The sequence below is a fragment of the Pseudomonas sp. LFS074 genome, assembly GCF_047978165.1.
Taxonomy (GTDB): Bacteria; Pseudomonadota; Gammaproteobacteria; order Pseudomonadales; family Pseudomonadaceae; genus Aquipseudomonas; species Aquipseudomonas putida_P.
On sequence record NZ_JBFPFV010000003.1, the window covers coordinates 422,642 to 448,118 of the forward strand.

The 25,477-nt window shown below is 63.2% G+C and carries 24 protein-coding genes and 2 pseudogenes; 13 read left to right on the top strand and 13 right to left on the bottom strand.

Annotated features, from left to right (window positions below):
* Positions 1 to 205: 205 nt before the first annotated feature.
* The 8 genes from ACNQP3_RS25935 to ACNQP3_RS25970 are packed head-to-tail and all read right to left on the bottom strand — an operon-like array spanning position 206 to position 8,156.
* Positions 206 to 1,207: a septal ring lytic transglycosylase RlpA family protein gene (locus ACNQP3_RS25935; protein WP_060493401.1), complete on the bottom strand. Its 1,002-nt coding sequence runs from the start codon at positions 1,205 to 1,207 to the stop codon at positions 206 to 208.
* Positions 1,207 to 2,217, bottom strand: a complete 1,011-nt coding sequence (gene mltB, locus ACNQP3_RS25940) for a lytic murein transglycosylase B (RefSeq protein ID WP_012274375.1) — start codon at positions 2,215 to 2,217, stop codon at positions 1,207 to 1,209. Before mltB ends, ACNQP3_RS25935 begins: the two co-directional genes overlap by 1 nt.
* A gap of 17 nt (positions 2,218 to 2,234) precedes the next feature.
* The gene (gene rodA, locus ACNQP3_RS25945) at positions 2,235 to 3,338 is read right to left on the bottom strand and encodes a rod shape-determining protein RodA (RefSeq protein ID WP_049773313.1); all 1,104 of its coding nucleotides are present in this window, start codon (positions 3,336 to 3,338) and stop codon (positions 2,235 to 2,237) included.
* Positions 3,339 to 3,376: 38 nt separating this feature from the next.
* Positions 3,377 to 5,266, bottom strand: a complete 1,890-nt coding sequence (gene mrdA, locus ACNQP3_RS25950) for a penicillin-binding protein 2 (protein ID WP_012274377.1) — start codon at positions 5,264 to 5,266, stop codon at positions 3,377 to 3,379.
* A 16-nt stretch (positions 5,267 to 5,282) separates the two neighbouring features.
* Entirely contained in the window at positions 5,283 to 5,750 is a 468-nt protein-coding gene (gene rlmH / locus ACNQP3_RS25955) for a 23S rRNA (pseudouridine(1915)-N(3))-methyltransferase RlmH (protein ID WP_012274378.1), read from the bottom strand.
* 10 nt (positions 5,751 to 5,760) lie between these two features.
* Positions 5,761 to 6,180 carry a ribosome silencing factor gene (gene rsfS / locus ACNQP3_RS25960; RefSeq protein ID WP_009685825.1) on the bottom strand — a complete coding sequence of 140 codons (420 nt, stop codon included), beginning with the start codon at positions 6,178 to 6,180 and terminating at the stop codon, positions 5,761 to 5,763.
* Positions 6,181 to 6,223: 43 nt separating this feature from the next.
* Positions 6,224 to 6,883 carry a nicotinate-nucleotide adenylyltransferase gene (nadD, locus tag ACNQP3_RS25965; RefSeq protein WP_012274379.1) on the bottom strand — a complete coding sequence of 220 codons (660 nt, stop codon included), beginning with the start codon at positions 6,881 to 6,883 and terminating at the stop codon, positions 6,224 to 6,226.
* 1 nt (position 6,884) lies between these two features.
* On the bottom strand, positions 6,885 to 8,156 hold the full coding sequence (locus ACNQP3_RS25970) for a glutamate-5-semialdehyde dehydrogenase (RefSeq protein WP_060493402.1): 1,272 nt from the start codon (positions 8,154 to 8,156) through the stop codon (positions 6,885 to 6,887).
* Between the two features lie 294 nt (positions 8,157 to 8,450).
* Between ACNQP3_RS25970 and ACNQP3_RS25975 the strand changes: the two genes are divergently transcribed.
* Positions 8,451 to 9,119 (top strand): DNA-3-methyladenine glycosylase, encoded by a 669-nt coding sequence (locus tag ACNQP3_RS25975; protein ID WP_012274381.1) that lies wholly within the window; start codon positions 8,451 to 8,453, stop codon positions 9,117 to 9,119.
* Between the two features lie 2 nt (positions 9,120 to 9,121).
* On the top strand, positions 9,122 to 10,438 hold the full coding sequence (locus ACNQP3_RS25980) for a bifunctional DedA family/phosphatase PAP2 family protein (RefSeq protein WP_012274382.1): 1,317 nt from the start codon (positions 9,122 to 9,124) through the stop codon (positions 10,436 to 10,438).
* A gap of 65 nt (positions 10,439 to 10,503) precedes the next feature.
* Here ACNQP3_RS25980 and ACNQP3_RS25985 read toward each other — a convergent pair whose 3' ends face one another.
* Genes ACNQP3_RS25985 through ACNQP3_RS25995 form a run of 3 tightly spaced genes read right to left on the bottom strand, consistent with a single transcriptional unit; the run spans position 10,504 to position 12,179 of the window.
* Positions 10,504 to 11,094, bottom strand: coding sequence for an LON peptidase substrate-binding domain-containing protein (locus ACNQP3_RS25985; protein ID WP_012274383.1), 591 nt, complete (start codon positions 11,092 to 11,094; stop codon positions 10,504 to 10,506).
* 9 nt (positions 11,095 to 11,103) lie between these two features.
* Positions 11,104 to 11,820 carry an LrgB family protein gene (locus ACNQP3_RS25990; protein WP_012274384.1) on the bottom strand — a complete coding sequence of 239 codons (717 nt, stop codon included), beginning with the start codon at positions 11,818 to 11,820 and terminating at the stop codon, positions 11,104 to 11,106.
* Entirely contained in the window at positions 11,817 to 12,179 is a 363-nt protein-coding gene (locus ACNQP3_RS25995; protein ID WP_012274385.1) for a CidA/LrgA family protein, read from the bottom strand. The genes ACNQP3_RS25990 and ACNQP3_RS25995 overlap by 4 nt, the downstream gene beginning before the upstream one ends.
* A 143-nt stretch (positions 12,180 to 12,322) precedes the next feature.
* Between ACNQP3_RS25995 and ACNQP3_RS26000 the strand changes: the two genes are divergently transcribed.
* From ACNQP3_RS26000 to ACNQP3_RS26050, 11 genes and pseudogenes are all read left to right on the top strand, one after another.
* Positions 12,323 to 12,778: a MaoC family dehydratase gene (locus ACNQP3_RS26000; RefSeq protein WP_012274386.1), complete on the top strand. Its 456-nt coding sequence runs from the start codon at positions 12,323 to 12,325 to the stop codon at positions 12,776 to 12,778.
* 201 nt (positions 12,779 to 12,979) lie between these two features.
* The gene (gene prmA / locus ACNQP3_RS26005; RefSeq protein WP_012274387.1) at positions 12,980 to 13,858 is read left to right on the top strand and encodes a 50S ribosomal protein L11 methyltransferase; all 879 of its coding nucleotides are present in this window, start codon (positions 12,980 to 12,982) and stop codon (positions 13,856 to 13,858) included.
* 42 nt (positions 13,859 to 13,900) lie between these two features.
* A pseudogene (locus ACNQP3_RS26010) lies at positions 13,901 to 14,011 on the top strand (MJ0042-type zinc finger domain-containing protein); the annotation flags it as partial.
* A gap of 858 nt (positions 14,012 to 14,869) precedes the next feature.
* The gene (rhlI, locus tag ACNQP3_RS26015) at positions 14,870 to 15,475 is read left to right on the top strand and encodes an acyl-homoserine-lactone synthase (protein ID WP_003138177.1); all 606 of its coding nucleotides are present in this window, start codon (positions 14,870 to 14,872) and stop codon (positions 15,473 to 15,475) included.
* Positions 15,476 to 15,868: pseudogene (locus ACNQP3_RS26020) on the top strand (DUF3426 domain-containing protein); the annotation flags it as partial. It abuts the gene before it with no gap.
* Between the two features lie 175 nt (positions 15,869 to 16,043).
* Positions 16,044 to 17,057 carry a tRNA dihydrouridine synthase DusB gene (dusB, locus tag ACNQP3_RS26025; protein WP_012274389.1) on the top strand — a complete coding sequence of 338 codons (1,014 nt, stop codon included), beginning with the start codon at positions 16,044 to 16,046 and terminating at the stop codon, positions 17,055 to 17,057.
* Positions 17,054 to 17,374: a DNA-binding transcriptional regulator Fis gene (gene fis, locus ACNQP3_RS26030; protein WP_012274390.1), complete on the top strand. Its 321-nt coding sequence runs from the start codon at positions 17,054 to 17,056 to the stop codon at positions 17,372 to 17,374. The genes dusB and fis overlap by 4 nt, the downstream gene beginning before the upstream one ends.
* Positions 17,375 to 17,455: 81 nt before the next feature.
* Positions 17,456 to 19,063 carry a bifunctional phosphoribosylaminoimidazolecarboxamide formyltransferase/IMP cyclohydrolase gene (purH, locus tag ACNQP3_RS26035; protein WP_060493405.1) on the top strand — a complete coding sequence of 536 codons (1,608 nt, stop codon included), beginning with the start codon at positions 17,456 to 17,458 and terminating at the stop codon, positions 19,061 to 19,063.
* A gap of 170 nt (positions 19,064 to 19,233) precedes the next feature.
* Complete coding sequence (purD, locus tag ACNQP3_RS26040) at positions 19,234 to 20,529, top strand: phosphoribosylamine--glycine ligase (protein WP_012274392.1); 1,296 nt, start codon at positions 19,234 to 19,236, stop codon at positions 20,527 to 20,529.
* Positions 20,530 to 20,664: 135 nt separating this feature from the next.
* Positions 20,665 to 23,436 carry a hybrid sensor histidine kinase/response regulator gene (locus tag ACNQP3_RS26045; RefSeq protein WP_012274393.1) on the top strand — a complete coding sequence of 924 codons (2,772 nt, stop codon included), beginning with the start codon at positions 20,665 to 20,667 and terminating at the stop codon, positions 23,434 to 23,436.
* 89 nt (positions 23,437 to 23,525) lie between these two features.
* Positions 23,526 to 24,122, top strand: a complete 597-nt coding sequence (locus ACNQP3_RS26050) for a MarC family protein (protein ID WP_012274394.1) — start codon at positions 23,526 to 23,528, stop codon at positions 24,120 to 24,122.
* Here the strand turns inward: ACNQP3_RS26050 and ACNQP3_RS26055 are convergent.
* Together ACNQP3_RS26055 and ACNQP3_RS26060 are read right to left on the bottom strand one after the other, a co-directional pair.
* Complete coding sequence (locus tag ACNQP3_RS26055; RefSeq protein ID WP_012274395.1) at positions 24,119 to 24,742, bottom strand: hypothetical protein; 624 nt, start codon at positions 24,740 to 24,742, stop codon at positions 24,119 to 24,121. The two genes, ACNQP3_RS26050 and ACNQP3_RS26055, sit on opposite strands and share 4 nt — an antisense overlap.
* Positions 24,735 to 25,427, bottom strand: a complete 693-nt coding sequence (locus ACNQP3_RS26060; protein WP_264316590.1) for a hypothetical protein — start codon at positions 25,425 to 25,427, stop codon at positions 24,735 to 24,737. Before ACNQP3_RS26060 ends, ACNQP3_RS26055 begins: the two co-directional genes overlap by 8 nt.
* Positions 25,428 to 25,477: the final 50 nt, after the last annotated feature.

A 25,477-nucleotide genomic window follows, 5' to 3' on the forward strand; every position in this document is an offset into this window, starting at 1 on the left:
CTAATGGTCTGAGATGTTCCCTGGGCAAGATCATGTGCCCAGCGCCAGTCAGTCTAGTTTTATGGCCGGTGGCCTGGCCCGCGAACGTGCGGCTTTATGTCGCTGCGGGCAAAAGCCGTCATTGTACATGGGCGCGCCCGGCAATTCATGACAAAACCGACAGTTTGGAGTTGCCCTGCAGGACCGGGCAAGCCCGCTTCCACAGTCAGTCAGCTGTGACCAGCTTGGCCTGCCCCAAGTTCGCCAGGCGGATGCTGTCTTGTGCTTGCTGGATCTCACCTTGGCTGCCAATCGGCCCCAGGCGCACGCGGTGCAGGGTCTGCTGGTTTCGCACGATCGAGCTGATGAACACCGGCGCGCTGACCATGGTGCTGAGCTTGGAGCGCAGCAACTCGGCAGCGTCCGGGTTGGCGAAAGCGCCTACCTGCAGGAAGCTGCCGCCGTTGCCGCCGGGTACATTGTTGCCACCTACCTGAACCGGCACCACCGGCGCCGCATGCTGCTGTGGCGGCGGGGTCCATTGCTCGACGCGCCCGGTGCTGGCCGGGATCGCTTGGGTCTGCGCCACTTGTGGCTCTTTCAGCACCATCGGCGGCGTCTGGCCACGCTGGGCCCACCACTGCTGCGGGTCGATACCCTCGACGCGCACGTGCGCGGTGCCGATCTCCGCATAGCCGAGCTTTTTCGCCGCGGCATAGGACAGGTCGATGATGCGGTCGGAATAGAACGGGCCACGGTCGTTCACCCGCAGGATCACGCTACGGCCGTTGGCCAGGTTGGTCACCCGCACATAGGCCGGCAGCGGCAGGGTCTTGTGCGCCGCGCTCATGCCATACAGGTCGTACAGCTCGCCGTTAGCGGTGTTTTGCCCGTGGAACTTGGTGCCATACCACGACGCCGTGCCCTCGGCGCGGTAGTTGCGCGAGTCCTGCATCGGGTAGTACGTCTTGCCCAGCACCGTGTACGGGTTGGCCTTGTAGTTGCCGGTATGCACGGTCGGCGTGGCATCGGGGATCTTGTTCACATCCACGTCCCACCACGGTGCGCCGTCCTTGTGCGCCCGGTTGATGTCCAGGCCCGGCTGGCTGCGCACGACATTGCCACTGCTTTGCTGGGCCGGGCGGCTGGAAGAGCAACTGGCCAGCGCCACGCCGACGGCGAGGCAGGTGAACAGCTTGAAAGCGTTGCCAGAAATGATTGCACGCATTACTTGACGCCCCGTACTTGAACCAGCTGTTCCGCGAGCTGATGCACCGCCATGGCATACATCACGCTGCGGTTGTAGCGAGTGATCGCATAGAAGTTCTTCAGGCCCATCCAGTACTCGGGGCCGTTGTCGCCCTCGAGACGGAAGGCGGTAACCGGCAGATCATCGCGCAGCGAATCATGAACCGACCAGCCAAGCCCGCGCAACTCCCCTACCGTTTTCACCGGTTCGATGCCGGTAGTCAGGCCTTCGTCTGCGCGCTCACCTTCGATCCAGGCACGGCTGACCACACCCTCACCAGCCACCCAGCCGTGGCGCTTGAAGTAGCTGGCCACGCTGCCGATGGCATCGTCCGGGTTGTTCCAGATATTGATATGACCGTCGCCGTCGAAGTCCACCGCGTAGTTGCGAAAACTGCTTGGCATGAACTGCGGCAAGCCCATGGCGCCGGCGTACGAGCCCTTGAGCGTCAAGGGGTCGAGCTGTTCCTCACGCGCCAGCAGCAGGAACTCGCGCAGCTCCTTGCGGAAGAATTCGGCCCGTGGCGGGTAGTCGAAGCCCAAGGTCGACAGGGCGTCGATCACGCGGTAGTTGCCGGTATTGCGGCCGAAGAAGGTTTCCACGCCGATGATCGCGACAATGTACTGCGCCGGTACGCCGTATTCCTGCTCGGCACGCGCCAATACCGCCTCATGCTGGCGCCAGAAATCTACACCGCGGGCAATGCGCGCATCGGTGAGGAACATCGGCCGGTAGTCCTTCCACGGTTTTACCCGTTCGGCCGGGCGCGAAATGGCGTCGAGGATCGACTGCTTGCGCTGTACCTCACGGAACACGCCCATCAGTTGCTCAGGGGCAAAACCATAGTCGCGGCTCATTTCGCCAACGAACTCGGTTACCTGCGGCGAGCCCTCGTAATCACCGGCATGGGCCAGCTGTACAGCGCCGAACAGGCCCACCGCACCGATCCACGGCGCACAACGGGCAGCCCAGTTACGCACTGCTTGCATGAAATTGTTCACCTTATTCAAACCTGCGCGATCCATTTGCGGTGCGTATGGATCGACATCAGAACGCCAAACGCTGAAAGCAGCGTCACCAACGATGTTCCGCCATAACTGATGAAAGGCAGCGGCACGCCCACCACAGGCAGAAGGCCGCTGACCATTCCGATATTGACGAACACGTATACAAAAAAGGTCATGGTCAGGCTGCCCGCAAGCAGCTTGCCAAACAGGGTCTGTGCCTGGGCGGTGATCATCAGGCCACGGCCGATCAGCAGCAGGTAGACGATCAACAGCAGGCAGATACCGACCAGGCCGAATTCCTCACCAAGCACGGCGATGATGAAGTCGGTGTGGCTTTCCGGCAGGAAGTCCAGGTGCGACTGAGTGCCGAGCAGCCAGCCCTTGCCGAACACGCCGCCCGAGCCGATCGCCGCCTTGGACTGGATGATGTTCCAACCGGTGCCCAACGGGTCGCTTTCCGGGTCGAGGAAGGTCAGCACCCGCTGCTTCTGGTAGTCGTGCATGACGAAGAACCACATCGCCACCGCCACCGGCACCGTCGCGGCCAGCACGCTGAGGATCCAGCGCCAGCGCAGGCCACCCATGAACAGCACGAAGGCGCCGGAGGCGAGAATCAGCAAGGCTGTGCCCAGGTCGGGCTGACGCACGATCAGGATGAACGGCACGCCAATCAGCACCAGGCTGATTGCCACGTGCTTCAAATGCGGCGGCAAGGTGCGTTTGGACAGGTACCAGGCGATGGTCGCCGGCATGATGATCTTCATGAATTCCGAGGGCTGGAAGCGAATCACCCCGGGGATGTTGATCCAGCGCGTGGCGCCCATGGCGTTGTGGCCCATCACGTCCACCACTACCAGCAACAGCACCCCGGCCAGGTAGGCCAGCGGCACCCAGCGGGCCATGAAGCGCGGCTCCAGCTGGGCGATGACGAACATCGACACCAGGCCGATGCCGAACGAGGTGGCCTGCTTGAGCAGCAGGTCCCAGTTCTTGCCACTGGCCGAGTAAAGGACGAACAGGCTGCCAGCCGCAAGGGTCAGCAGAATGATCAGCAGGGGGCCGTCGACATGGATGCGCTGCAGAAAGCTGGCGCGCCGACGCATCACATCCTCGCTGGAGAGCATGCGATCGAAATTGTTCATCACAGAGGCGATTCCTGGGTAACGGTGGCAGGCGCGAACTCGGGCTTGAGCCGGCCATTTTCGTCGAGCAGCCAGGCGTCCATGATCTGGCGTACCACCGGCGCGGCGACGCCAGAGCCGGACTCACCGTTCTCGACCATCACCGACACCACGATTTTCGGGGCCTCGGCCGGGGCAAAAGCGACGAACAGCGCGTGGTCGCGGTGGCGCTCCTGGAGCTTGTTGCGGTCGTACTTTTCGCCCTGCTTGATCGCCACCACCTGGGCGGTACCGCTCTTGCCGGCAATGCGGTACTGAGCACCGGCGGCGGCCTTGCGCGCGGTACCACGGGCGTTGTGCATCACCTGCTCCATGCCATGGGTGACCTTGGCCCAGTCGGACTTGTCACGCAGCACGATGTCTTCCATCGGGTTGTCGTCCACCGGTGCCTGGCCTTCGATGGTCTTGGCCAGGTGCGGGCGGTTCCACACGCCTTTGTTGGCGATCAATGCAGTGGCCTGGGCCAGTTGCAGCGGCGTGGCCTGCATGTAGCCCTGGCCGATGCCGAGAATCAGGGTTTCGCCGGGGAACCAGGCCTGGCGACGGGTAGCACGCTTCCATTCGCGCGAAGGCATCAACCCGGCGGACTCCTCGAACATGTCGAGGGAAACCCGCTGGCCGATGCCGAACTTGTTCATGTAGCTGGACAGCCGATCGATGCCCATCTTGTGCGCAAGGTCGTAGAAGTAGGTGTCGTTGGACCGCATGATGGCGGTGTCCAGGTCGACCCAGCCATCACCGGAACGGTTCCAGTTACGGTATTTGTGATCGTAGTTGGGCAACTGGTAGTAGCCCGGGTCGAACACCCGGCTGCCCGCATTGACCACACCACTGTCCAGGCCAGCAATGGCCACCGCCGGCTTGATGGTCGAACCCGGTGGGTACAGGCCGCGCAGCACGCGGTTGAACAGCGGCCGGTCTATCGAGTCGCGCAGTTCGGCATAGGCCTTGAAGCTGATGCCGGTAACGAACAGGTTGGGGTCGAAGCTTGGCTGGCTGACCATCGCCAGCACCTCGCCGGTCCGAGGGTCGAGCGCCACCACCGCGCCGCGTCGGCCACCCAGGGCAGCCTCGGCAGCCTCCTGCAGCTTGATGTCCAGGCTCAGCACAATGTCCTTGCCCGGTTTAGGGTCGGTACGCTTGAGCACCCGCAGCACACGGCCACGGGCGTTGGTCTCGACTTCCTCGTAACCCACCTGGCCGTGCAGGGCATCTTCGTAGAAGCGCTCGATGCCCGTCTTGCCGATATGGTGGGTGCCGCTGTAGTTCACCGGGTCGAGCGTTTTCAGCTCTTTCTCGTTAATCCGCCCTACATACCCCACCGAATGGGCGAAATGCGCGCCCTGCGGGTAATGCCGCACCAACTGGGCCACCACTTCCACGCCCGGCAGGCGGAACTGGTTTACCGCCACCCGGGCGATCTGCTCTTCGTTGAGCTCGAACAGGATCGGCACCGGCTCGAACGGCCGGCGGCCCTGGCGCATGCGCTTCTCGAACAGGGCGCGGTCGTCGTCGGTCAGCTCCAGCACTTCAACGATGGTATCCAGCACTTCCTGCCAGTTACCCGCGCGTTCGCGGGTCATCGACAGGCTGAAGCTGGGCCGGTTATCGGCGACGATCACCCCATTGCGGTCGAAGATCAGCCCGCGGGTCGGCGGGATCGGCTGCACGTGCACCCGATTGTTTTCCGACAGCGTGGAGTGGTAGTCGTACTGGATGATCTGCAGGTAGTACAGCCGCGCAATCAGCACGCAAATAAGCAGCATGATCGCCACCGCGCCGACCACGACGCGGTTGCGCACCAGGCGGGCGTCTTTCTCGTGGTCCTTGAGACGGATCGGCTGCGACATCGGACTGCTTACAGGCTCATTTGTGGTAAGGGTGCCCGGACAGCACGGTCCAGGCGCGGTAGATCTGCTCGCCGATGAGTATCCTTACCAACGGGTGCGGCAAAGTCAGCGGCGACAGCGACCAACGTTGCTCGGCGCGCGCGCAAACCTCGGGCGCCAGGCCTTCCGGGCCACCCACCATCAAATTCACCGTGCGCGCATCCAGGCGCCAGCGGTCCAGCTCGGTGGCCAGCTGCTCGGTACTCCAGGGCTTGCCATGGACCTCGAGGGTGACAATGCGTTCCCCAGGCTGCACCTTGCTCAGCATGGCTTCGCCCTCCTGACGGATCAGACGGGCGACGTCGGCATTCTTGCCACGGGTATTCAGCGGGATTTCCACCAGCTCCAGCGACAGCTCGGTGGGCAGGCGCTTGGCATATTCATGCCAGCCTTCCTCGACCCACTTGGGCATGCGCGAGCCGACCGCAATCAGGCGCAGACGCACAGCGCTTTCCTTATTCGCGGTCTTTGAGCTTGTCGGAGTACTCGTGAGCATGGTCCGGGCTGTGGTGCTTGCCATCGGCGGCACGGCTTTGCTCGGCACCCTGCCACAGACGCTCCAGGTCGTAGAACTGGCGGGCAGCGGCGGTCATCATGTGCACGATGACGTCGTTCAGGTCCAGCAGCACCCAGTCGCTGTCGCCTTTGCCTTCTTCACCCAGTGGCTGGGCGCCCTTGGCCTTGACCGCTTCACGGACCTTTTCGGCCATCGCGTTGATCTGGCGGTTGGAGGTACCGGTGGCAATGATCATGTAGTCGGTCAGGCTGTGCTTTTCGCGCACGTCGATGACCTGGATGTCCTGGGCCTTGACGTCTTCCAGCGCTGCCTTGGTCACTGCGACCAGTTCTTCGCCGTAAATTTTTTGCTTGGTCATAAAAAACTCGTTCAACTCGTTGGATGAGGCGCCAGAGGCACCGTCAGTTGGGCGCACGATACAGTTCGTGCGCCTCGATATAGGCCAGTACGGCGTCCGGCACCAGGAACCTCACCGATTTGCCGCTGGCCAGCAGCTGTCGGATCTGTGTAGCCGACACCGCAAGCGGCGTCTGCCAGACGAACGAAATATTTCCCGCCGGGCCGGACATGGCGGTGGGATCGCTCTCCGAGCGCGCAGCCAGCAGGTTGCGCAGCTCGTCAGGGGGTTCTACGTCGGCATCCGGGCGTTGCAGCACCAGGATGTGACAGTGTTGCAGCAACTCTTCCCAGCGGTGCCAGGCAGGCAGGCCACAAAAGGCATCCCAGCCCAGCACCAGGAACAGCTGGTCGTTGCCGGCCAGTTCGGCGCGGATCGATTCCAGCGTATCGATGGTGTACGACGGCTTGTCGCGCTCCAGCTCGCGGGCGTCGACGCTCAGGCAAGCGACGCCCTGCACCGCTTCACGCACCATGGCCAGGCGATCCTGCGCGGCCACCTGTGGCGTGTCGCGGTGTGGCGGCCGGGCATTGGGCAACAGGCGCAACTCGTCCAGCCCCATGAGCTCGGCCACTTCCAGCGCGCTGCGCAGGTGGCCGATATGCACGGGGTCGAAGGTGCCGCCTAGAATGCCGATGCGCCGGACTGCCTGGGCCTTGCTCAACTCAGCAGGTCCCCTGGCCGCGCAGCTGGCCGTCACCGATTACCACGTACTTCTCGCAGGTCAGGCCTTCCAGGCCGACCGGGCCACGGGCATGCAGCTTGTCGGTGGAAATACCGATTTCCGCGCCCAGGCCGTACTCGAAGCCGTCGGCAAAGCAGGTCGGAGTGTTGAGCATGACCGACGCCGAATCGACTTCAGCCATGAACTGGCGGGCTTCACCCTGGTGTTCGCTGATGATCGAGTCGGTGTGGTGCGAGCCATAGTGGTTGATGTGCTCGATGGCCTGGTCCAGGCCATCGACGACGCGGATCGACAGGATCGCGTCCAGGTACTCGGTGTGCCAGTCGTCTTCAGTGGCCGGTTTGGCCTCGACCAGCGCGCGAGTACGCTCGCAGCCACGCAGCTCCACGCCCTTCTCCTGGAAGCGGCGGGCCATTTCCGGCAGGAAGCGCTCCGCCACCCGCTGGTCGACCAGCAGGGTTTCCATGGCCCCGCAAATGCCGTAGCGGTAGGTCTTGGCGTTGAAGGCCACATTCCAGGCCTTGTCCAGGTCGGCATGCTGGCTGACATAAACGTGGCAGATGCCGTCCAGGTGCTTGATCACCGGTACGCGGGCATCGCGGCTGATGCGTTCGATCAGGCCACGGCCGCCGCGCGGCACGATGACATCGACGAATTGCGGCATGCTGATCAGCGCGCCCACGGCTTCGCGGTCAGTGGTCTCGACCACCTGCACCACGGCTGCCGGCAAGCCGGCTTCGGCCAGGCCACGCTGGATGCAGGTGGCAATGGCGCGGTTGGAATGGATGGCTTCGGAGCCGCCACGCAGGATGGTCGCGTTACCCGACTTCAGGCACAGGCTGGCGGCATCGATGGTCACGTTCGGGCGCGACTCGTAGATGATCCCGATCACCCCCAGCGGCGTGCGCATTTTGCCGACCTGAATACCCGATGGGCGGTAGCTCATGTCGCGGATGGCACCGACCGGGTCCGGCAGGCTGGCCACCTGGCGCAGGCCGGTGATCATGCCGTCGATGCGTGCCGGGGTCAGCGCCAGGCGGTCGAGCAGCGCTGGCTCCAGGCCATTGGCGCGGCCAGCGGCCAGGTCCAGCTCATTGGCAGCAGTGAGCTCGGCACGGGCGGCGTCCAGCGCGTCGGCGGCGGCTTGCAGGGCGCGGTTCTTCTGCGCGGTGCTGGCACGGCCGATCACCCGGGAAGCCTCACGGGCAGCGCGACCCAGGCGGGTCATATAGTCAAGAACGGACTCAGTCATGGGTTCGGTGTCTTGGCGAAGGGGAAATCGGCTGATTATAACTGCCGCGCAGGTGTACGCCCAGCGGCGGGTGGCGGATGGTAGAAAATGGCTGGGGCAATGGACGGGAAAGATGTAACCAGGGTTATCGAAAAATTCACCACCCGTTGTGGCCTTTTCGCGGGCACGCCCACGCCCACAGGGCTTTCATAAGGCCTGCCCCCTTACAACGACACTGCCAACATCACGATCGATTCAGCCTCGATTAAGCCATTCATTGCTATCATCCCGCCTCCCCAGCCACGAACCGCCCGCATGCCAGCCCTGCCCGACAGCTTTTTCGACCGTGATGCCCAAACCGTGGCCAAGGGCCTGCTCGGCAAGGTTATCCGCCATCGCCACGGCGACCTGTGGCTGGCTGCGCGCATCATCGAGACCGAGGCCTACTACCTCACCGACAAAGGCAGCCACGCCTCGCTCGGCTACACCGAAAAGCGCAAGGCGCTGTTCCTTGATGGCGGGCATATCTACATGTACTACGCCCGCGGCGGCGACTCGCTGAACTTCAGCGCTCACGGGCCGGGTAACGCGGTGCTGATCAAGTCTGCCTATCCTTGGCAGGACGCCCTCTCGGGGCCCAACAGCCTGGCGCAGATGCAGCTGAACAACCCCGACGCCAGCGGCAAGCTGCGCCCGGATGAGCGCCTGTGCGCCGGCCAGACCCTGCTGTGCCGGGCCCTGGGCCTGAAAGTACCGCACTGGGACGCCCAGCGTTTCGACGCCGAACGCCTGTACGTCGAGGATTGTGGCAACGCCGTGCCCCGGGTAATCCAGGCCGCCCGCCTGGGCATCCCACACGGGCGCGACGAGCACCTCCCGTACCGCTTCGTCGACGCCGAGTACGCGCGCTTCTGCACGCGGAACCCGTTACGTCGCGGCCAAGTCGAAGGCCGTGACTTCTTCATTCTCGAACAAGGAAGCTGAACATGGGCCAATGGCTCGACAGCCTGACCGGCTGGCTAAGCGCCAACCCCCAGTGGCTTGGCCTGGCGATTTTCCTGATCGCCTGCATTGAATGCCTGGCCATCGCCGGCATCATCGTGCCAGGCACCGTGCTGCTGTTCGCCGTCGCGGTACTGGCCGGCAGCGGCGCATTCACCCTGGGCGAAACCTTGCTGCTGGGCTTTCTAGGTGGCCTGCTGGGCGACGCCTTGTCATACACGGTGGGCAAGTACTTCCACCAGAACATCCGCCGCCTGCCCCTGCTGCGTCACCACCCGGAATGGATCGGCAGCGCCGAAAGCTACTTCCAGCGCTACGGCATTGCCAGCCTGCTGGTAGGCCGCTTCATCGGTCCGCTGCGGCCCATGCTGCCCATGGTCGCCGGCATGTTCGACATGCCACTGCCGCGCTTCATCGCCGTCAGCCTGGTGGCGGGCGCCGGCTGGTCGGTCGCGTACTTACTGCCCGGCTGGGCCACCGGTGCTGCCATGCGCCTGCCTCTGCCAGAAGGCTTCTGGCTGGATGCCGGGATCATCGCCGGTACCCTGGCGGTGCTGATCGGCCTGAGCCTGAACAGTAGCCTGCGTGACCAGCGCCACGGTACTCGGCTGGTGGCCGCCCTCAGTTTCATCGCCCTGGCCGGCGTGTTCCTCGGCTGGCCCTACCTGCATGAGTTCGACCAAGGGGTGATGACACTGGTGCAGGAACATCGCAGCCAGGCCATCGACGGCATTGTGGTCCTGGTGACGCGGCTGGGCGACTTCCGCACCCAACTGTTCCTCGGCGGCCTGCTGACCGGCCTGCTGCTGCTTGCCCGTCAGTGGCGGCATGCGTTTTTCGCCGCCGGCGCACTGATGGGCACGGCGATCGCCAACGGCACCCTGAAATGGCTGTTTGCCCGGGCCCGGCCGGAAGTGTTGACCGACCCGCTGACCAGCTACAGCATGCCCAGCGGGCACAGTTCGGCGTCGTTCGCGTTCTTTCTGGTGATGGCAGTGCTGGCCGGGCGCGGACAGCCGCCACGGATGCGCCTGACCTGGGTGATGCTGGGTTGTATTCCGGCGCTGGCGATTGCCCTGTCACGGGTTTACCTGGGGGCGCACTGGCCGACCGACATCCTGGCTGGGGCCTTGCTGGCATGTTGCGTGTGCGCGCTTAGCCTGACCCTGGTACAGCGCCAGCAGACGCTACCGGCCCTGCCGCTGCGGGTGTGGTGGCTGGTGTTGCCGGCGTGCCTGGCTTTGCTGGCGTTCTTTGCCATGCATGCACTGCCACAGGCTTTGCTCAGGTACCAATATTGAGGTCGCCAGTGCCTGCCCCTTCGGGGTGTACCCGCGAAGGGGCAGGCACAAGCAAAACAGAACCATCAGGCGAATAGCTCACCCTGAATCCGCTCCAGCAGCTTTTGGATCTCCCCCAACCGTAGCTGCGGCGAATCGATTGCCAGCAGATCCAGCTTGTCCTCTTCCATGAACGGCAGCAGGTACGCCAGCTGATTGGCCAACGCCTGGCGCCCATCCACCGGGCGCGGCATGTCCAGCGCCTCGACCATGGGGTGCTCGCCCAACGCCACCAACAGCGCCATCAGGTCGTCATCGGCCTCGAGCAACGGGCTGTCCACTTGCTCCGGCAGCCATTGCACCTGCCCCACCAGCAACTGGTCCTTCTGCACTTCGGTGCTTCCCAGATTGAAGCGTCGCACGCCCTCGACACGGATACCCAGCAAGCCGTTGTCCTGCTGCACGAAGTCGCGAATGACGGCCTCGCAGCCGATCGAGGCCACCACTGGCGGAGCCTTGCCGACCTGCTCCCCTTCAAGGATGCACACCACACCAAAACCTTCGCCCTGCTTCATGCAGCGCCCGATCATGTCCAGGTAGCGCGCCTCGAAAATCTGCAAATCGAGAAAGCAGCCGGGAAACAACACGGTATTGAGCGGAAACAGCGGTAGCGTCATCACAACTCCTCAAGCCACCAGGCTGACTGCCAGCGGCAGGAACACCGCCGTGGCCACGCCCATCAGGCTCATCGCCAGCGCGGCAAAGGCGCCGCATTCGTCACTTTCCTGCAGGGCCACCGAAGTGCCCACCGCGTGTGCAGTCACCCCCAGCGACATGCCGCGCGCCTCGGGGCTGTGCACGCCAAAGCGGCTTAGCAGGGCCGGGCCGAAGATGGCCCCGATTACCCCGGTAATCAGCACGAACACCGCTGCCAGGGCCGCCACACCGCCAATTTGCTCGGCGACCAGCATGGCGATCGGCGAGGTGACCGACTTTGGCGCCATGGTCATCAGGATCATGTGCTCGGCACCGAACCACCAGCCCAGCACCAGGCAACAGAGCGTGGCGAACAGGCCTCCGACTACCAGCGTAGTAAATGTCGGCCAGAACAGCTGGCGGATACGCCGCAGGTTGAGATAGAGCGGTACAGCCAAGGCCACGGTGGCGGGCCCCAGCAGGATGTTCATGATTTCGGTGCTCTTGCGGTATTCCCTGTAATCGATGCCACACAACAGCAGCACACCGATCACCAGCAACATCGATACCAGTACAGGTTGCAGGAAGATCCAGCGGGTTTTCTCGTAGGCTGCCAGCACCACCTGGTAGGCCCCAAGGGTGATGCCGATGCCGAACAACGGGTGATGCACGACCGCATCGAGTGCACCTTGCCAGTCGAGCATCATGGCTGCTCCTCACGCTTGCCCTGGCGATGGATGAGCTTTTGCATCAGCACACCGACGAACACCAGGGTCATCAGACAAGAAATCAGCAAGGCCCCGGCAATCGCCCAGAAGTCGGCGGCAATGTCCTTGGCATACACCATCACCCCCACTGCCGGCGGCACCAGCAACAGCGGCAAGTAGCGCAACAGGCTACTGGCGGCCTCGTTCAGCGGCTTGCCCACCTCGCCGCGAGCCATGAGGAAGAACAGCAGCAACAACAGGCCGATGATCGGCCCAGGCAAGAACGGCACAAACAGGTGATTGATCGCCGTCCCCAAAAGCTGGAACAGCACCAGCCAGGTCAAACCACGCAACAGCATAAGCATCTCCCTCGGGCATGGCCGCCATTATAAGCACGCGCGGCTATAGACCGATATTCGCCGAAAAGCAGGTAACTTGACTGAAACGGTTCGCCGTGCTGATCTTGCACTTTCGTACCAACTGACAACCCGGAGAGTCCGCGATGCCCTATGTACCGGTTACAGAGCTTTCGCAGTACGTTGGTAAGGAACTGGGCCGCTCTGCCTGGCTGAAGATCGACCAGCAGCGCATCAACCTGTTCGCCGAGGCGACTGGCGACTTCCAGTTCATCCATGTCGACCCTGAAAAAGCGGCAAAAACCCCGTTTGGCGGCACGATCGCCCACGGGTTCCTGACCTTGTCACTGATTCCCAAACTGATCGAGGACATCCTGGTCCTGCCACAAGGGCTGAAAATGGTGGTGAACTACGGGCTGGACAGCGTGCGCTTCATCCAGCCGGTCAAGGTAGACAGCCAGGTTCGGCTGAAGGTGGACCTGGCCGAGGTGGTGGAGAAGAAGCCGGGGCAGTGGCTGCTCAAGGCGATTGCCACGCTGGAGATCGACGGCGAAGAAAAGCCTGCCTATATAGCGGAGTCGCTCTCGCTCTGCTTCGTCTAGGCCGCACGGTACTTGTGGGGGCGGGCTCACCCGCGAAGCATCCGCTGCGTGGCATGGCACCGGCGTTGCCGGTGTTCGCGGCTAAAACCGCTCCCACAGGGTGTGCGCCCGGCCTTCTCTACAAACCCTGCGCACTCGCGTAAACTACCAGCCTTCGCGCAGCCAAGGGCTGCCCCTGTCGATTTACCAAAGGTGCCCGCCATGCCCTGGCTGCAAGTACGCCTGGCCATCAGCCCGGAACAAGCCGAAACCTACGAAGACGCCCTGCTTGAAGTAGGCGCCGTCTCGGTCACGTTCATGGATGCCGAAGATCAACCGATCTTCGAACCCGACCTCAACACCACACCGCTGTGGTCGCACACCCACCTGCTGGCCCTGTTCGAGGCCGATGCCGACCCAGAGCAGGTGTTCGCCCACCTGCGTTTGCTGACTGGCGCCGAGCTGCCCGAACACCAAGCCGAGGTGATCGAGGACCAGGACTGGGAACGCAGCTGGATGGACAACTTCCAGCCGATGCGCTTCGGCCGCCGTCTGTGGATCGTGCCCAGCTGGCACGAAGCCCCGGAAAAAGATGCCGTCAACCTGTTGCTCGACCCAGGCCTGGCCTTCGGTACCGGCACCCACCCCACCACGGCTCTGTGCCTGGAATGGCTCGACGGCCAGCAACTCGACGGCACCCAGGTGCTGGACTTTGGCTGCGGCTCGGGCATCCTCGCCATCGCCGCACTGCTGCTGGGCGCCCGTGAAGCGGTAGGCACCGACATCGACGTGCAGGCCATCGAGGCTTCGCGCGACAATGCCCAGCGCAACGGCGTTGCCGATGAGAAGCTGGCACTGTACCTGCCCGAGCACATGCCAGCGATGCAGGCCGACGTACTGGTCGCCAACATCCTCGCCGGCCCACTGGTGTCGCTGGCACCGCAGTTGTCCGGCCTGGTTCGCCCAGGTGGCCTGCTGGCGCTGTCGGGTATCCTTGCCGAGCAGGGCGAGGAAGTAGCCGCCGCCTACGCCGCCGACTTTGATCTGGACCCTATCGTCGTGCGCGACGGCTGGGTGCGCATCAGTGGTCGGCGCCGCTAAGCGGGCCTAGAATACTTTTCTGCACAGCTCCCGGATTGCCGCATGACCGACAGTTTCGTCACCCAGTGCCCGCATTGCCAGACCAGCTTTCGCGTCACCCACCACCAGCTGAGCGTGGCCCGTGGCGTGGTGCGCTGCGGTCACTGCCTGCAGGTGTTCAACGCCGCCAAGCAGTTGCTGGAGCAGAACCGTGCCGGTACCGCCAGCGCGGCTGCGGCACCTGCGCCGGCACCTGCCGCGCCTGCCGAGCCGCTGATCGAGCCTGCCAGTACCCCTGAGCCTACCGTCGAAGTACGCAGCAGTACCCTTGACCAGGACTGGGCGCTTACCGCCCAGGCGCTGGACGAGCTTGACCTCGACAAGGAACTGGAACGCCTGGAGCGTCGCGGCCAAACCGCCCCGACACGCCCGGCCAGCCAGGATGACGGGCTGCAGGCACGGCGCGACGAACTGCACCTGGACGAGCACGCAGACGACCTGTTCGGCACGGCCACCGATGAGCCCTTCGAGCAGCAGCACCCGGCAGAGCCCGCCCCAGTATTGCTGCAGCCGGAACCCCTTGAGCTGGACCTGGGCCCTGCACCCGGCGAGCGCACCGAGCCGACCCTGGGCAGCAACCTTGACCTGGACATCGAAGACGAGCCGCCCGCGCACCGCGCGGCCGAAACCGATGAACAGCCCGCATTCGGCGAACCGCTGCGCGCCAGCGATGACGAAACCCCGGAAAGAGGCCTGAGTGCCCGCGACGATGAGCCGCTGGCGCTGCACCTGTCGGCGCGCGACGACGAACCCGTCGAGGTACTGCCCGGGGAGCGCCTGGAACCGGGCCTTACCGGCAAAGCCGAACGCCCCTCGCGCAAGGAGCCACTGGTCGACGTGGTCGACGATCCGCTGCAACTGGGCTGGGAAAAGCCCGCGCCTAACTGGGGCAAGCGCCTGCTGTGGGGTTTTCTGACCCTGCTGGCCGCCGGCCTGCTGGCGTTTCAGTACGTGTGGTTCCACTTCGACGAAATGATCGAATTGCTCTCTGAATCGCTGGAAGGGCTTTCCGCCGCCATGATCGCCGAGCTGGGACGCTACCGGCATCAAGTCTTCATCGAGAAGCTGGGCTGGGACGTGGTCTCCACCTCCAGGGTCCGCGACCAGGAATTCGACCAGTTCGACCATCCGCAAACCCGCTACATCGTCGCCATGGGCCGCCAGGGCATCTGCGGTTGCGCCCGCCTGCTGCCGACGACCGACGCCTACCTGCTCAAGGACGTCTTCGCCTACCTGTGCAGCGAAACCCCGCCGAGCGATCCGTCGGTCTGGGAGCTTTCGCGCTACGCCGCCAGCGCGGCGGACGATCCGCAGCTGGCGATGAAGATATTCTGGTCCAGCCTGCAATGCGGCTGGTACCTGGGGGCCAGTTCGGTGGTGGCGGTGACCACCACGGCCATGGAGCGCTATTTCGTTCGCAACGGCGTGATCCTCCAGCGCCTCGGCCCGCCGCAGAAGGTCAAGGGCGAGACGCTGGTCGCGATCAGCTTCCCGGCCTACCAGGAGCGCGGCCTGGAGATGCTGTTGCGCTACCACCCGGAATGGCTGCAGGGTGTACCGCTGTCGATGGCGGTGTGAATGGCCCGCCAGGACCAGTATCGGCCGATCTTCCAGCAAATCTGCCCGATGGTCGGCTGCCAGGTACCCACCCGCGTCGACATTGCCCGTATCAAGAGCAGCAACCTGGTGGTGCGTAGCCACCCGGACTTCAAGGGCGCATTGATCGTCGACGCGATCATCTACAACCGCGCACCCTTCGCCCAGCCGTTCCCGCTGCTGGAGCTGCGCTTCGCCGACCTCAATGGCCAGCTGATCGCCAGCCGTCGCTTCAAGCCCAGCGAGTACCTGTCCGGCGAACTGGCAGGGCGTGGCGAAATGCCCAGCCAGACGCCAATCCACATCGCCCTGGACATCCTCGACCCGGGGCCGAAGGCCGTGAATTACAGCCTGAGCTTCCGTTCGCCGGAATGAAGGGCCGGCTTGCCGGGGGCTGCAACACAGTAACAAGCCCCCGCGCTTACCAAATGTCATAAGCCGACAACTGTTCAGATTTTATCCAAATCCATCTTTATCCGGTCACCGAGAGCGGGTATCATGCCAACCCTTTTTCGAACTCCAAGATTCGGCCCCACAACAGGGATCACCTATGTCGGCGGTACGCATCGGCCAATACACACTACGTAACAACCTGATCCTCGCGCCCATGGCCGGGGTCACGGACCAGCCTTTCCGTACACTTTGCCAGCGCCTGGGCGCCGGCATGGTGGTGTCGGAAATGGTCAGCAGCGACATGAGCCTGTGGAACAGCCGCAAGTCGAGCCTGCGCCGCATCCATGAAGGCGATCCCGAGCCACGCTCGGTGCAGATCGCCGGCGGTGATGCGCAGATGATGGCGGCGGCGGCGAAGGCCAACGTCGAAGCGGGTGCCCAGATCATCGATATCAACATGGGCTGCCCGGCAAAAAAAGTCTGCAACAAAGCTGCAGGCTCTGCTTTATTGAGAGATGAAGCCTTGGTCAGTGAGATCCTCCATGCCGTGGTCGGCGCTGTGGACGTTCCGGTGACCCTGAAGATCCGCACCGGCTGGGACCGGGCGAACAAGAACGGCCTGAACGTGGCGAAGATCGCTGAACAGGCCGGCATCCAGGCGCTGGCGGTGCATGGCCGCACACGCGCCGACCTGTACACCGGCGATGCCGAATACGACACCATCGCTGCCATCAAGCAGGCGGTGTCAATCCCGGTTTTTGCCAACGGCGATATCACTTCGCCAGAAAAGGCCCGAGCGGTGCTGGACGCCACCGGGGTCGATGGCCTGCTGATTGGCCGGGCTGCCCAGGGGCGGCCATGGATCTTTCGCGAGATCGAGCATTACCTGCGCACTGGCGAACATTTGCCAGCGCCGCAGCTGGACGAAGTGGAACGCATCCTGCTGGAGCACCTGGCCGCGCTGCATGCCTTCTATGGCGATGTGATGGGCGTTCGTATCGCCCGCAAGCACGTTGGCTGGTACCTGGCAACACGACCCGGCGGCAAGGAGTTTCGCTCCCGGTTCAACGCTTTGGAAGACACACAAGCGCAGTGCGCCAACGTTCGCGCGTTTTTCAGCGAACGTCGACAGAGCCTTGAGACAGAGGACGGACAAGGGGTGGCCGCATGACGATGATGACCGAGACATTTGTGAGTGGAACAACGCCCGTGAGCGACAACGCCAACCTGAAACAGCACCTCAACACGCCGAGCGAAGAGGGCCAGACCCTTCGCGACAGCGTCGAGAAGGCGCTGCACAACTACTTCGCCCACCTGGAAGGCGCGACCGTGACGGACGTGTACAACCTGGTGCTCTCCGAAGTCGAGGCGCCCCTGCTCGAAAGCGTGATGAACTACGTGAAGGGCAACCAGACCAAGGCCAGCGAGATGCTCGGGCTGAACCGAGGCACCCTGCGCAAGAAGCTCAAGCAGTACGACTTGTTGTAAGCCAGAATCCCATCCAGAAAAGGCGGCTCCCTGAACAGAGGCGCCTTTTTTGCTGACTCCACCGCGTTATTGGAACCCGAAATGACCGACCAGACTACCCGCCTGCCAGTCCGCCGCGCCCTGATCAGCGTCTCCGACAAGACCGGTATCCTCGAATTCGCCCGTGAGCTGCAGCAGCTCGGTGTCGAGATCCTGTCCACCGGCGGCACCTACAAGCTGCTCAAGGACAACGGCGTGAACGCGGTGGAAGTGGCCGACTACACCGGCTTCGCCGAAATGATGGATGGCCGGGTCAAGACCCTGCACCCGAAAATCCACGGCGGCATCCTCGGCCGTCGCGGTACCGACGACGCCATCATGAACGAGCACGGCATCAAGCCGATCGACCTGGTTGCGGTCAACCTGTACCCGTTCGAAGCCACCATTTCCAAGCCTGGCTGTGACCTGCCGACCGCCATCGAGAACATCGACATCGGCGGCCCGACCATGGTCCGCTCGGCAGCCAAGAACCACAAAGACGTCGCCATCGTGGTCAACGCCAGCGACTACGCCGGCATCGTCGAAGGCCTCAAGGCCGGCGGCCTGACCTACGCCCAGCGCTTCGACCTGATGCTCAAGGCGTTCGAACACACCGCCGCCTACGACGGCATGATCGCCAACTACATGGGCACCATCGACCAGGCCAAGGACACCCTTTCGACTGCCGATCGCAGCGAATTCCCGCGCACCTTCAACAGCCAGTTCGTCAAAGCCCAGGAAATGCGCTACGGCGAAAACCCGCACCAGAGCGCGGCGTTCTACGTCGAAGCCAAAAAAGGCGAAGCCAGCATTTCCACCGCCATCCAGCTGCAAGGCAAGGAACTGTCGTTCAACAACGTGGCCGACACCGACGCCGCGCTGGAGTGCGTGAAGAGCTTCGTCAAGCCAGCCTGTGTCATCGTCAAGCACGCCAACCCATGCGGCGTGGCCGTTGTGCCTGAAGAGGAAGGCGGCATCCGTAAGGCCTACGACCTGGCCTACGCCACCGACACCGAGTCGGCATTCGGCGGCATCATTGCCTTCAACCGCGAACTGGACGGCGAAACCGCCAAGGCCATCGTCGACCGCCAGTTCGTCGAAGTGATCATCGCCCCGAAAATTTCTCAGGCTGCCCGCGACGTGGTAGCGGCCAAGCAGAACGTACGCCTGCTGGAGTGCGGCGAGTGGCCAGCCGAGCGCGCTGCCGGCTGGGACTTCAAGCGCGTCAACGGTGGCCTGCTGGTGCAAAGCCGCGATATCGGCATGATCACCGCCGATGACCTGAAGATCGTCACCAAGCGTGCCCCGACCGAGCAAGAAATCCACGACCTGGTATTCGCCTGGAAAGTGGCCAAGTTCGTCAAGTCCAACGCCATCGTCTACGCCAAGCAGCGCCAGACCATCGGCGTCGGCGCTGGCCAGATGAGCCGCGTCAACTCCGCTCGCATCGCTGCAATCAAGGCCGAGCATGCTGGCCTGCAGGTGCAGGGCGCGGTCATGGCATCGGATGCGTTCTTCCCGTTCCGTGATGGCATCGACAATGCGGCTAAAGTGGGTATCAGCGCCGTGATCCAGCCGGGTGGCTCGATGCGTGATGCTGAAGTCATTGCCGCTGCCGACGAAGCCGGCATCGCCATGGTGTTCACCGGTATGCGCCACTTCCGCCACTAATATAGTTGTCGGGCCAATCCCGACCCTTGTGTCGCGATAGGGCCGCAGAGCGGCCCCAGCAAGTTCTGCTGCGAAGCTGAAACCCAGGGGCCGCTACGCGCCCCTTTCGCGACACAAGGCCGCTCCTACAGAAAGCGGGATCGGCGCCAAACAGAATTCGAGGTTTTGACATGAAAGTTTTGATCATCGGTAGCGGCGGCCGTGAGCACGCCCTGGCCTGGAAAGTCGCCCAGGACCCACGCGTCGAAAAAGTCTTCGTTGCCCCTGGCAACGCCGGCACCGCCATTGAAGCCAAGTGCGAGAACGTCGCCATCGACGTCTGCGCCCTGGAGCAACTGGCCGACTTCGCCGAGAAAAACGTCGACCTGACCATCGTCGGCCCGGAAGCACCACTGGTCATCGGTGTGGTCGACCTGTTCCGCAGCCGTGGCCTGGACTGCTTCGGCCCAACCAAGGGCGCGGCCCAGCTGGAAGGTTCCAAGGCCTTTACCAAGGACTTCCTGGCGCGTCACAAGATCCCGACCGCCGACTACCAGAACTTCACCGAAATCGAACCGGCCCTGGCCTACCTGCAGGAAAAAGGCGCGCCGATCGTGATCAAGGCCGACGGCCTGGCCGCGGGCAAGGGCGTGATCGTCGCCATGACCCTGGACGAAGCCGAAGCCGCCGTGCGTGACATGCTGGCTGGCAACGCCTTCGGTGAAGCCGGTTCGCGTGTGGTGATCGAAGAGTTCCTCGACGGCGAGGAAGCCAGCTTCATCGTCATGGTCGACGGCCACAACGTGCTGCCCATGGCCACCAGCCAGGACCACAAGCGCGTCGGCGACCAGGACACCGGCCCGAACACCGGCGGCATGGGTGCCTACTCCCCTGCCCCGGTGGTTACTGCCGACGTGCACCAGCGCGTGATGGACCAGGTGATCTGGCCAACCGTGCGCGGCATGGCCGAGGAAGGCAACGTCTACACTGGCTTCCTCTATGCCGGCCTGATGATCGACAAAGCGGGCAACCCCAAGGTCATCGAGTTCAACTGCCGCTTCGGCGACCCAGAGACCCAGCCAGTCATGCTGCGCCTGGAGTCGAGCCTGGTGTTGTTGATCGAAGCTGCCTTCGCCAAAGCGCTGGACAAGGTCGAAGCACAGTGGGACCCGCGCCCGAGCCTGGGCGTGGTCCTGGCCGCTGGCGGTTACCCAGGCGACTATGCCAAGGGCGACGTGATCAACGGTCTGGACGCTGCCGCAAAGATCGAAGGCAAGGTGTTCCATGCCGGTACCGCGCTCAAGGATGGCCAGGTGACCACCAACGGTGGGCGCGTGCTGTGTGCCACCGCCATGGGCAGTACTGTCGCCGACGCGCAGCAGCAGGCTTATCGCCTGGCCAAGGAAGTCAGCTGGAACGGCAGTTTCTACCGTACCGACATCGGCTATCGGGCCATCGCCCGCGAGCGCGGTGAGCACCAGCAGTAAGAAACACCGGAATGCCGCAGCACTTTCAGGCTGTGGCATCCGGCTCGTCGACAGGGCCCGGCATGGGCCTTGCCTTCGACTTGGCGCGCCGCGCATAGTTAGTACCCGGCACATCGGCTAAGAAGGGATTTCGTAGTGCGTCGGCTTCGGATTGCCTCAGCTCTGATCGTCAGCTTGCTGACCCTGCTCTTCATGTTTCCGGCTGCGGCCGAACATGACGGAGGCTGGACCGTACTGCTTGACGAACAGGCCAACCTGCAACTGAGCGATGTGCGCTCCGAGCGCTACCGCAACCAGTTCAGCCCCCTGGTCCTCGCCGAGCTGGATGCTGCCCCAGCAGAACAGGCCCTGTGGCTGCACTATCGCCTGCAACCAGGCGACCAGGAACAACTGCTGCGGGTATTCGCCCCAGACCTGTCTGGCCTGGACCTCTACGCCCTGGAAGGCGACCAACTTCTGCGTCAGCTGCACCACGGGCGGCAGGCAGGCAATGCCAGCCCTACCCTGCGCGGCAGCGACCATGTACTGCCCCTGCCCAACAGCAAGCAGCCGCTGGACATCTACCTGCGCCTGGTTTCCGAGCACCAGCTGCGCCCGGCCATCAGCCTGGAGCCGGCGGCCGAGGCCGCGTCGGACCAACGCCAGCCGCTGCTGTTCGGCATGCTGTTCGGCGGCCTGGTGATGCTGATCATGCACAACCTGATCCGCTTCCTTTACAGCCGCTCCAGCACCACCCTGATCCTGGCGCTGTACCACGGCCTTATGCTGCTCAGCGGCCTGATCCTGCTGAACCTCAGCGGCCCCTGGTGGCATGTGTGGCACAGTGCACAAACGCCTGCTGCCTACCTGACGCTGGTCCTGGCTGGCCTGTCCGGGCTGTATTTCACCCAGCATTTCTTCTCGCCATGCAACTCGCCACGGCTTAACCGCTTGCTGCAGGGTGAAATGTTGATTGTCGGGGTCAGCGGCCTGGTGTTGCTGTTCGTCGATACGCTGCCCCTCAACCTGATGACCTACGCCCTGATGGCGCTGGGCAGTGTGAGCATGCTGCTGGTCAGCAGCTATCACTGGTACAAAGGCTATGCACCCGGTCGCCTGTTCAGCCTGGCCATGGTGGTGTTCAACCTCGGTGGCCTGGTGCTGCTGCCAGCCCTGCTGGGCCTGACCCGCACCTCGACGCCCTGGCTGTTGTGTATCCTGCTGGGCCTGACCGTGGTCAGCGGCCTGCTGCTCAACCTGGCCGTCAGTGAACGCCTGCGGCGCATGAGCGAGGAGCGTTTCAGCGCCAGCCGCGCGCTGGCCGCCAGCGACGCCGAAATCAATGCCAAGGCCGAGTTCCTGGCTAAGATCAGCCACGAAATCCGCACCCCCATGAACGGTGTGCTGGGCATGACCGAGCTGTTGCTGGGCACACCGCTGTCGGTCAAGCAGCGCGACTACGTGCAGACCATCCACAGCGCCGGCAACGAGTTGCTCACGCTGATCAACGAAATTCTCGATATTTCCAAACTGGAATCCCGGCAGATCGAGCTGGATGACGTGCAGTTCGATCTCAACGCGCTGATCGAGGATTGCCTGAACATCTTCCGCGCCAAGGCCGAGCAACAAAACATCGAACTGATCAGCTTCACCCAGCCGCAAGTACCACGGGTCATCAGCGGTGACCCGACGCGGCTGCGCCAGGCCTTGTCGAGCCTGCTGGAAAACGCCCTGAAAAACACCGACCAGGGTGAAATTCTGCTGGTGGTGGCACTGGATCAACGCGGCGAGCTGCCACGCCTGCGCATTGCCGTGCAGGACAGCGGCGAGCCGCTGCCCGCCGCCGACCGCGACGCTTTGCTGCAAGCCGAACTGCACAGCCACCACTTCCTGTCCAGCAACAAGCTGGGCGGGCATCTGGGCCTGGTCATCGCCAAGCAACTGATCGGCCTGATGCAGGGCGAGTTCGGCATCAAGAGCAGCACTGGCATGGGCAACACCCTGTGGCTGACCTTGCCGCTGGACCCTTCGCGCCTGGAACAGCCGCCCGCCGACCTCGACAGCCCGCTGCGCGATGCCCGCGTGCTGGTGGTGGACGACAACGACACCTGCCGCAAGGTACTGGTCCAGCAGTGCAGCGCCTGGGGCATGAACGTCAGCGCGGTGCCGTCTGGCAAGGAAGCCCTGGCCCTGCTGCGCACCAAGGCGCACCTGCGCGACTACTTCGACGCCGTACTGCTGGACCAGAACATGCCCGGCATGACCGGCATGCAACTGGCCGCCAAGATCAAGGAAGACCCAAGCCTGAACCACGACATCCTGGTGGTGATGCTCACCGGCATCAGCAATGCGCCGAGCAAGGTCATCGCGCGCAACGCTGGGGTCAAGCGGATCCTTGCCAAACCAGTGGCCGGCTACACGCTGAAGACCACCCTGGCCGAGGAACTGGCCCAGCGCGGCCGCGAGCAGGCAGTGCCTGCCAGCCTGCCTGGCATCCCGCAGGCGCTGGACCTGCCTGGCGACTTCCGCGTGCTGGTCGCCGAAGACAACAGCATTTCCACCAAGGTTATCCGCGGTATGCTCGGCAAACTCAACCTTGAACCCGACACTGCCTGCAATGGCGAAGAAGCCTTGCAGGCGATGAAAGCGCAGCACTATGACCTGGTGTTGATGGACTGCGAAATGCCGGTGCTGGACGGCTTCTCGGCCACCCAGCAGCTGCGGGCCTGGGAAACGGCCAACCAGCGCCAACGCACACCGGTGGTGGCGCTGACCGCGCACATTCTTGCCGAGCACAAGGAACGCGCGCGGCTGGCGGGCATGGACGGCCACATGGCCAAACCGGTGGAATTGTCGCAGTTACGCGAACTGATCCAGTATTGGGCCAACCAGCGCGAAGCCAAGGCAGACCCGGCGCATACTTCCTAGGCTACGCTGTCGCACAGAGAACAGTATTCGAAAGCCCGATACGGCCCCTGTGGGAGCGCAAGCTTCAGATTGCCCAAGGAATAGTGCTCATGCTCCATGAGTTGTTCAGCGTCTACCTGAAAATGCTCGTGCTCTACAGCCCGTTCTTCGTGCTGTCGTGCTTCATCAGCCTGACCCGCGGCCACTCCAGCAAGGAGCGCAAGCAACTGGCCTGGAAGGTCGCCTTCGCAGCCTTGGTCGCCAGCGTGCTGCTGTACCTGTTCGGGCGGGTGATCTTCGGCATTTTCGGCATCACCGCCGACGCCTTCCGCATCGGGGCCGGTAGCGTGCTGTTCATTTCTGCCTTGGGTATGGCCCAGGGCAAGCCGGCGGTGCAGGCCGACAACGTGCAGCAGGATGTGACCATCGTGCCGCTGACCATTCCACTGACTGTCGGCCCTGGCACCATCGGCGCCCTGCTGGTCATGGGCGTGGGCCAGCCGCATTGGGATGACAAATTGCTGGCCATCGTCAGCATCGCGCTGGCCAGCTTTACCGTCGGCCTGGTGCTGTACTTGTCACACGGCATCGAACGCATCCTTGGCGACCAAGGGCTGCAGATCGTCAGCCGGCTGATGGGGTTGTTCGTCTGCGCCTTGGCTGCGCAAATCATCTTTACCGGCATCAAGGGCTACCTGGTGCCCTAAAGGGCGTAATCCAGAATGCGTTGCAAAGAGACCTGAACGACACGTTCCTGCACTTTTGGCAAAAAGCTGTGCTCGAACGCCAGCATGTTGAAACGTATCAACTCCGCACGCACATTCCGATGGCTGCGCCTATGGCTGATGAAGCCTGCACGGAAGGCCGAACGCACATCCGCTTCATGGTAAAGCACCATGTCCACCCGGTTGGCACCGGCCGGAGCGCAAGGCAGCAGCTGGAAATGCTGGCGTTCGTAGGCGCACCGCTCAAGCGACTGCAGCACCGACGGGTTGGCCAACAGCTTGCGCATGGAAATGCCGATCGCCGAGGCAAAGTGCTCGCCAGCCGTTGCCGCAATGGTTTCCAGCACCTGGTCGGCCTGACGGGCGCGCTGTCCATCCGGCCAATGAACCTGCTCGGCAGACACTGCATCCCAGCCCATATATTTGAGCTGGTTGCGGTAGTAGGCAAACCAGTCCTCGATCAACCCTTCTCGAAACGCCGTCTCGGTAGCACGTTCGGCCATTGCCAGGGCCAGTTTCACCTTGTTTTGCAAAGCGGCCGGAATACCTGGCAAGAACGAAACGATGCCCGCGCCGATCACGGCAGACGTGGCGTCACTCATGATGTGCTCCCGTTATCGGCGCATAAGGGTCAAACCGGTAAGCGCCTTGTGCATCCTTGGTTTTCATCAACGCCTGCAGTTCATCGCGCTGGGGTTGAAACCGAATGTTATCCAATGCCAGGGAAACGCCGTTGAACTCTGCCTCTCCTTGAAGCACCTGTTCACTCAGCCAAGTGCCCAGCGGGATATTCGAAATCGACTTGCCGACCTGCATCGAGATGCTGCACAGATCCAGCACCGGCCCTGCCTTGAGCACGCCCAGCTCGATCACAAGCTTCGCCCCCTGCGTCTGCTCCTGCGTGCTGTACTTCAGCAAGTGGCCAAAACCTTCCAGTGATCGGCTCAAACCCGTTTTCACCGCTGCCAGCACGGCCTCGTGACGGATAGAGCGCATTCTCAGCCATGCCTCAAGTGGCTGCACCGGCGCGGTGCGCAAGGGCTGCCCCAAGTGCTTGAGGTCGTGGGTAGTGGCCAGTTTGATCCAGCCAAGTTGGCGGTATGCATCCCTGTAGGCGGAGTACCAACGCTCGTAGTCGTTGAAGCGTGGCCCGGCATTCTTGTTGGCCAGCAACTGCGCATAAAGTATCGAATCGAACGCAGCTTGGCGTTGCTCCTCGGTGGCGCCTGTGGAATACAGCAATGCCGTCCCACCAATCAACATCAGCTGTTCAACTGAACTATTCATAGTCTTGTCTCATTGCAAACAAGCGAACAAGGCGGCGTTGGTGCAACGCC

Excerpts from the sequence above, each read along its gene's own strand:
- ACNQP3_RS25935 (WP_060493401.1), bottom strand. The coding sequence starts at position 1,207 with ATGCGTGCAATCATTTCTGGCAACGCTTTCAAGCTGTTCACCTGCCTC.
- mltB (WP_012274375.1), bottom strand. The coding sequence starts at position 2,217 with ATGCAAGCAGTGCGTAACTGGGCTGCCCGTTGTGCGCCGTGGATCGGT.
- rodA (WP_049773313.1), bottom strand. The coding sequence starts at position 3,338 with ATGCGTCGGCGCGCCAGCTTTCTGCAGCGCATCCATGTCGACGGCCCC.
- mrdA (WP_012274377.1), bottom strand. The coding sequence starts at position 5,266 with ATGTCGCAGCCGATCCGTCTCAAGGACCACGAGAAAGACGCCCGCCTG.
- rsfS (WP_009685825.1), bottom strand. The coding sequence starts at position 6,180 with ATGACCAAGCAAAAAATTTACGGCGAAGAACTGGTCGCAGTGACCAAG.
- ACNQP3_RS25970 (WP_060493402.1), bottom strand. The coding sequence starts at position 8,156 with ATGACTGAGTCCGTTCTTGACTATATGACCCGCCTGGGTCGCGCTGCC.
- ACNQP3_RS25975 (WP_012274381.1), top strand. The coding sequence starts at position 8,451 with ATGCCAGCCCTGCCCGACAGCTTTTTCGACCGTGATGCCCAAACCGTG.
- ACNQP3_RS25980 (WP_012274382.1), top strand. The coding sequence starts at position 9,122 with ATGGGCCAATGGCTCGACAGCCTGACCGGCTGGCTAAGCGCCAACCCC.
- ACNQP3_RS25985 (WP_012274383.1), bottom strand. The coding sequence starts at position 11,094 with ATGACGCTACCGCTGTTTCCGCTCAATACCGTGTTGTTTCCCGGCTGC.
- ACNQP3_RS25990 (WP_012274384.1), bottom strand. The coding sequence starts at position 11,820 with ATGATGCTCGACTGGCAAGGTGCACTCGATGCGGTCGTGCATCACCCG.
- ACNQP3_RS25995 (WP_012274385.1), bottom strand. The coding sequence starts at position 12,179 with ATGCTGTTGCGTGGTTTGACCTGGCTGGTGCTGTTCCAGCTTTTGGGG.
- ACNQP3_RS26000 (WP_012274386.1), top strand. The coding sequence starts at position 12,323 with ATGCCCTATGTACCGGTTACAGAGCTTTCGCAGTACGTTGGTAAGGAA.
- prmA (WP_012274387.1), top strand. The coding sequence starts at position 12,980 with ATGCCCTGGCTGCAAGTACGCCTGGCCATCAGCCCGGAACAAGCCGAA.
- rhlI (WP_003138177.1), top strand. The coding sequence starts at position 14,870 with ATGATCGAATTGCTCTCTGAATCGCTGGAAGGGCTTTCCGCCGCCATG.
- dusB (WP_012274389.1), top strand. The coding sequence starts at position 16,044 with ATGTCGGCGGTACGCATCGGCCAATACACACTACGTAACAACCTGATC.
- fis (WP_012274390.1), top strand. The coding sequence starts at position 17,054 with ATGACGATGATGACCGAGACATTTGTGAGTGGAACAACGCCCGTGAGC.
- purH (WP_060493405.1), top strand. The coding sequence starts at position 17,456 with ATGACCGACCAGACTACCCGCCTGCCAGTCCGCCGCGCCCTGATCAGC.
- purD (WP_012274392.1), top strand. The coding sequence starts at position 19,234 with ATGAAAGTTTTGATCATCGGTAGCGGCGGCCGTGAGCACGCCCTGGCC.
- ACNQP3_RS26050 (WP_012274394.1), top strand. The coding sequence starts at position 23,526 with ATGCTCCATGAGTTGTTCAGCGTCTACCTGAAAATGCTCGTGCTCTAC.
- ACNQP3_RS26055 (WP_012274395.1), bottom strand. The coding sequence starts at position 24,742 with ATGAGTGACGCCACGTCTGCCGTGATCGGCGCGGGCATCGTTTCGTTC.
- ACNQP3_RS26060 (WP_264316590.1), bottom strand. The coding sequence starts at position 25,427 with ATGAATAGTTCAGTTGAACAGCTGATGTTGATTGGTGGGACGGCATTG.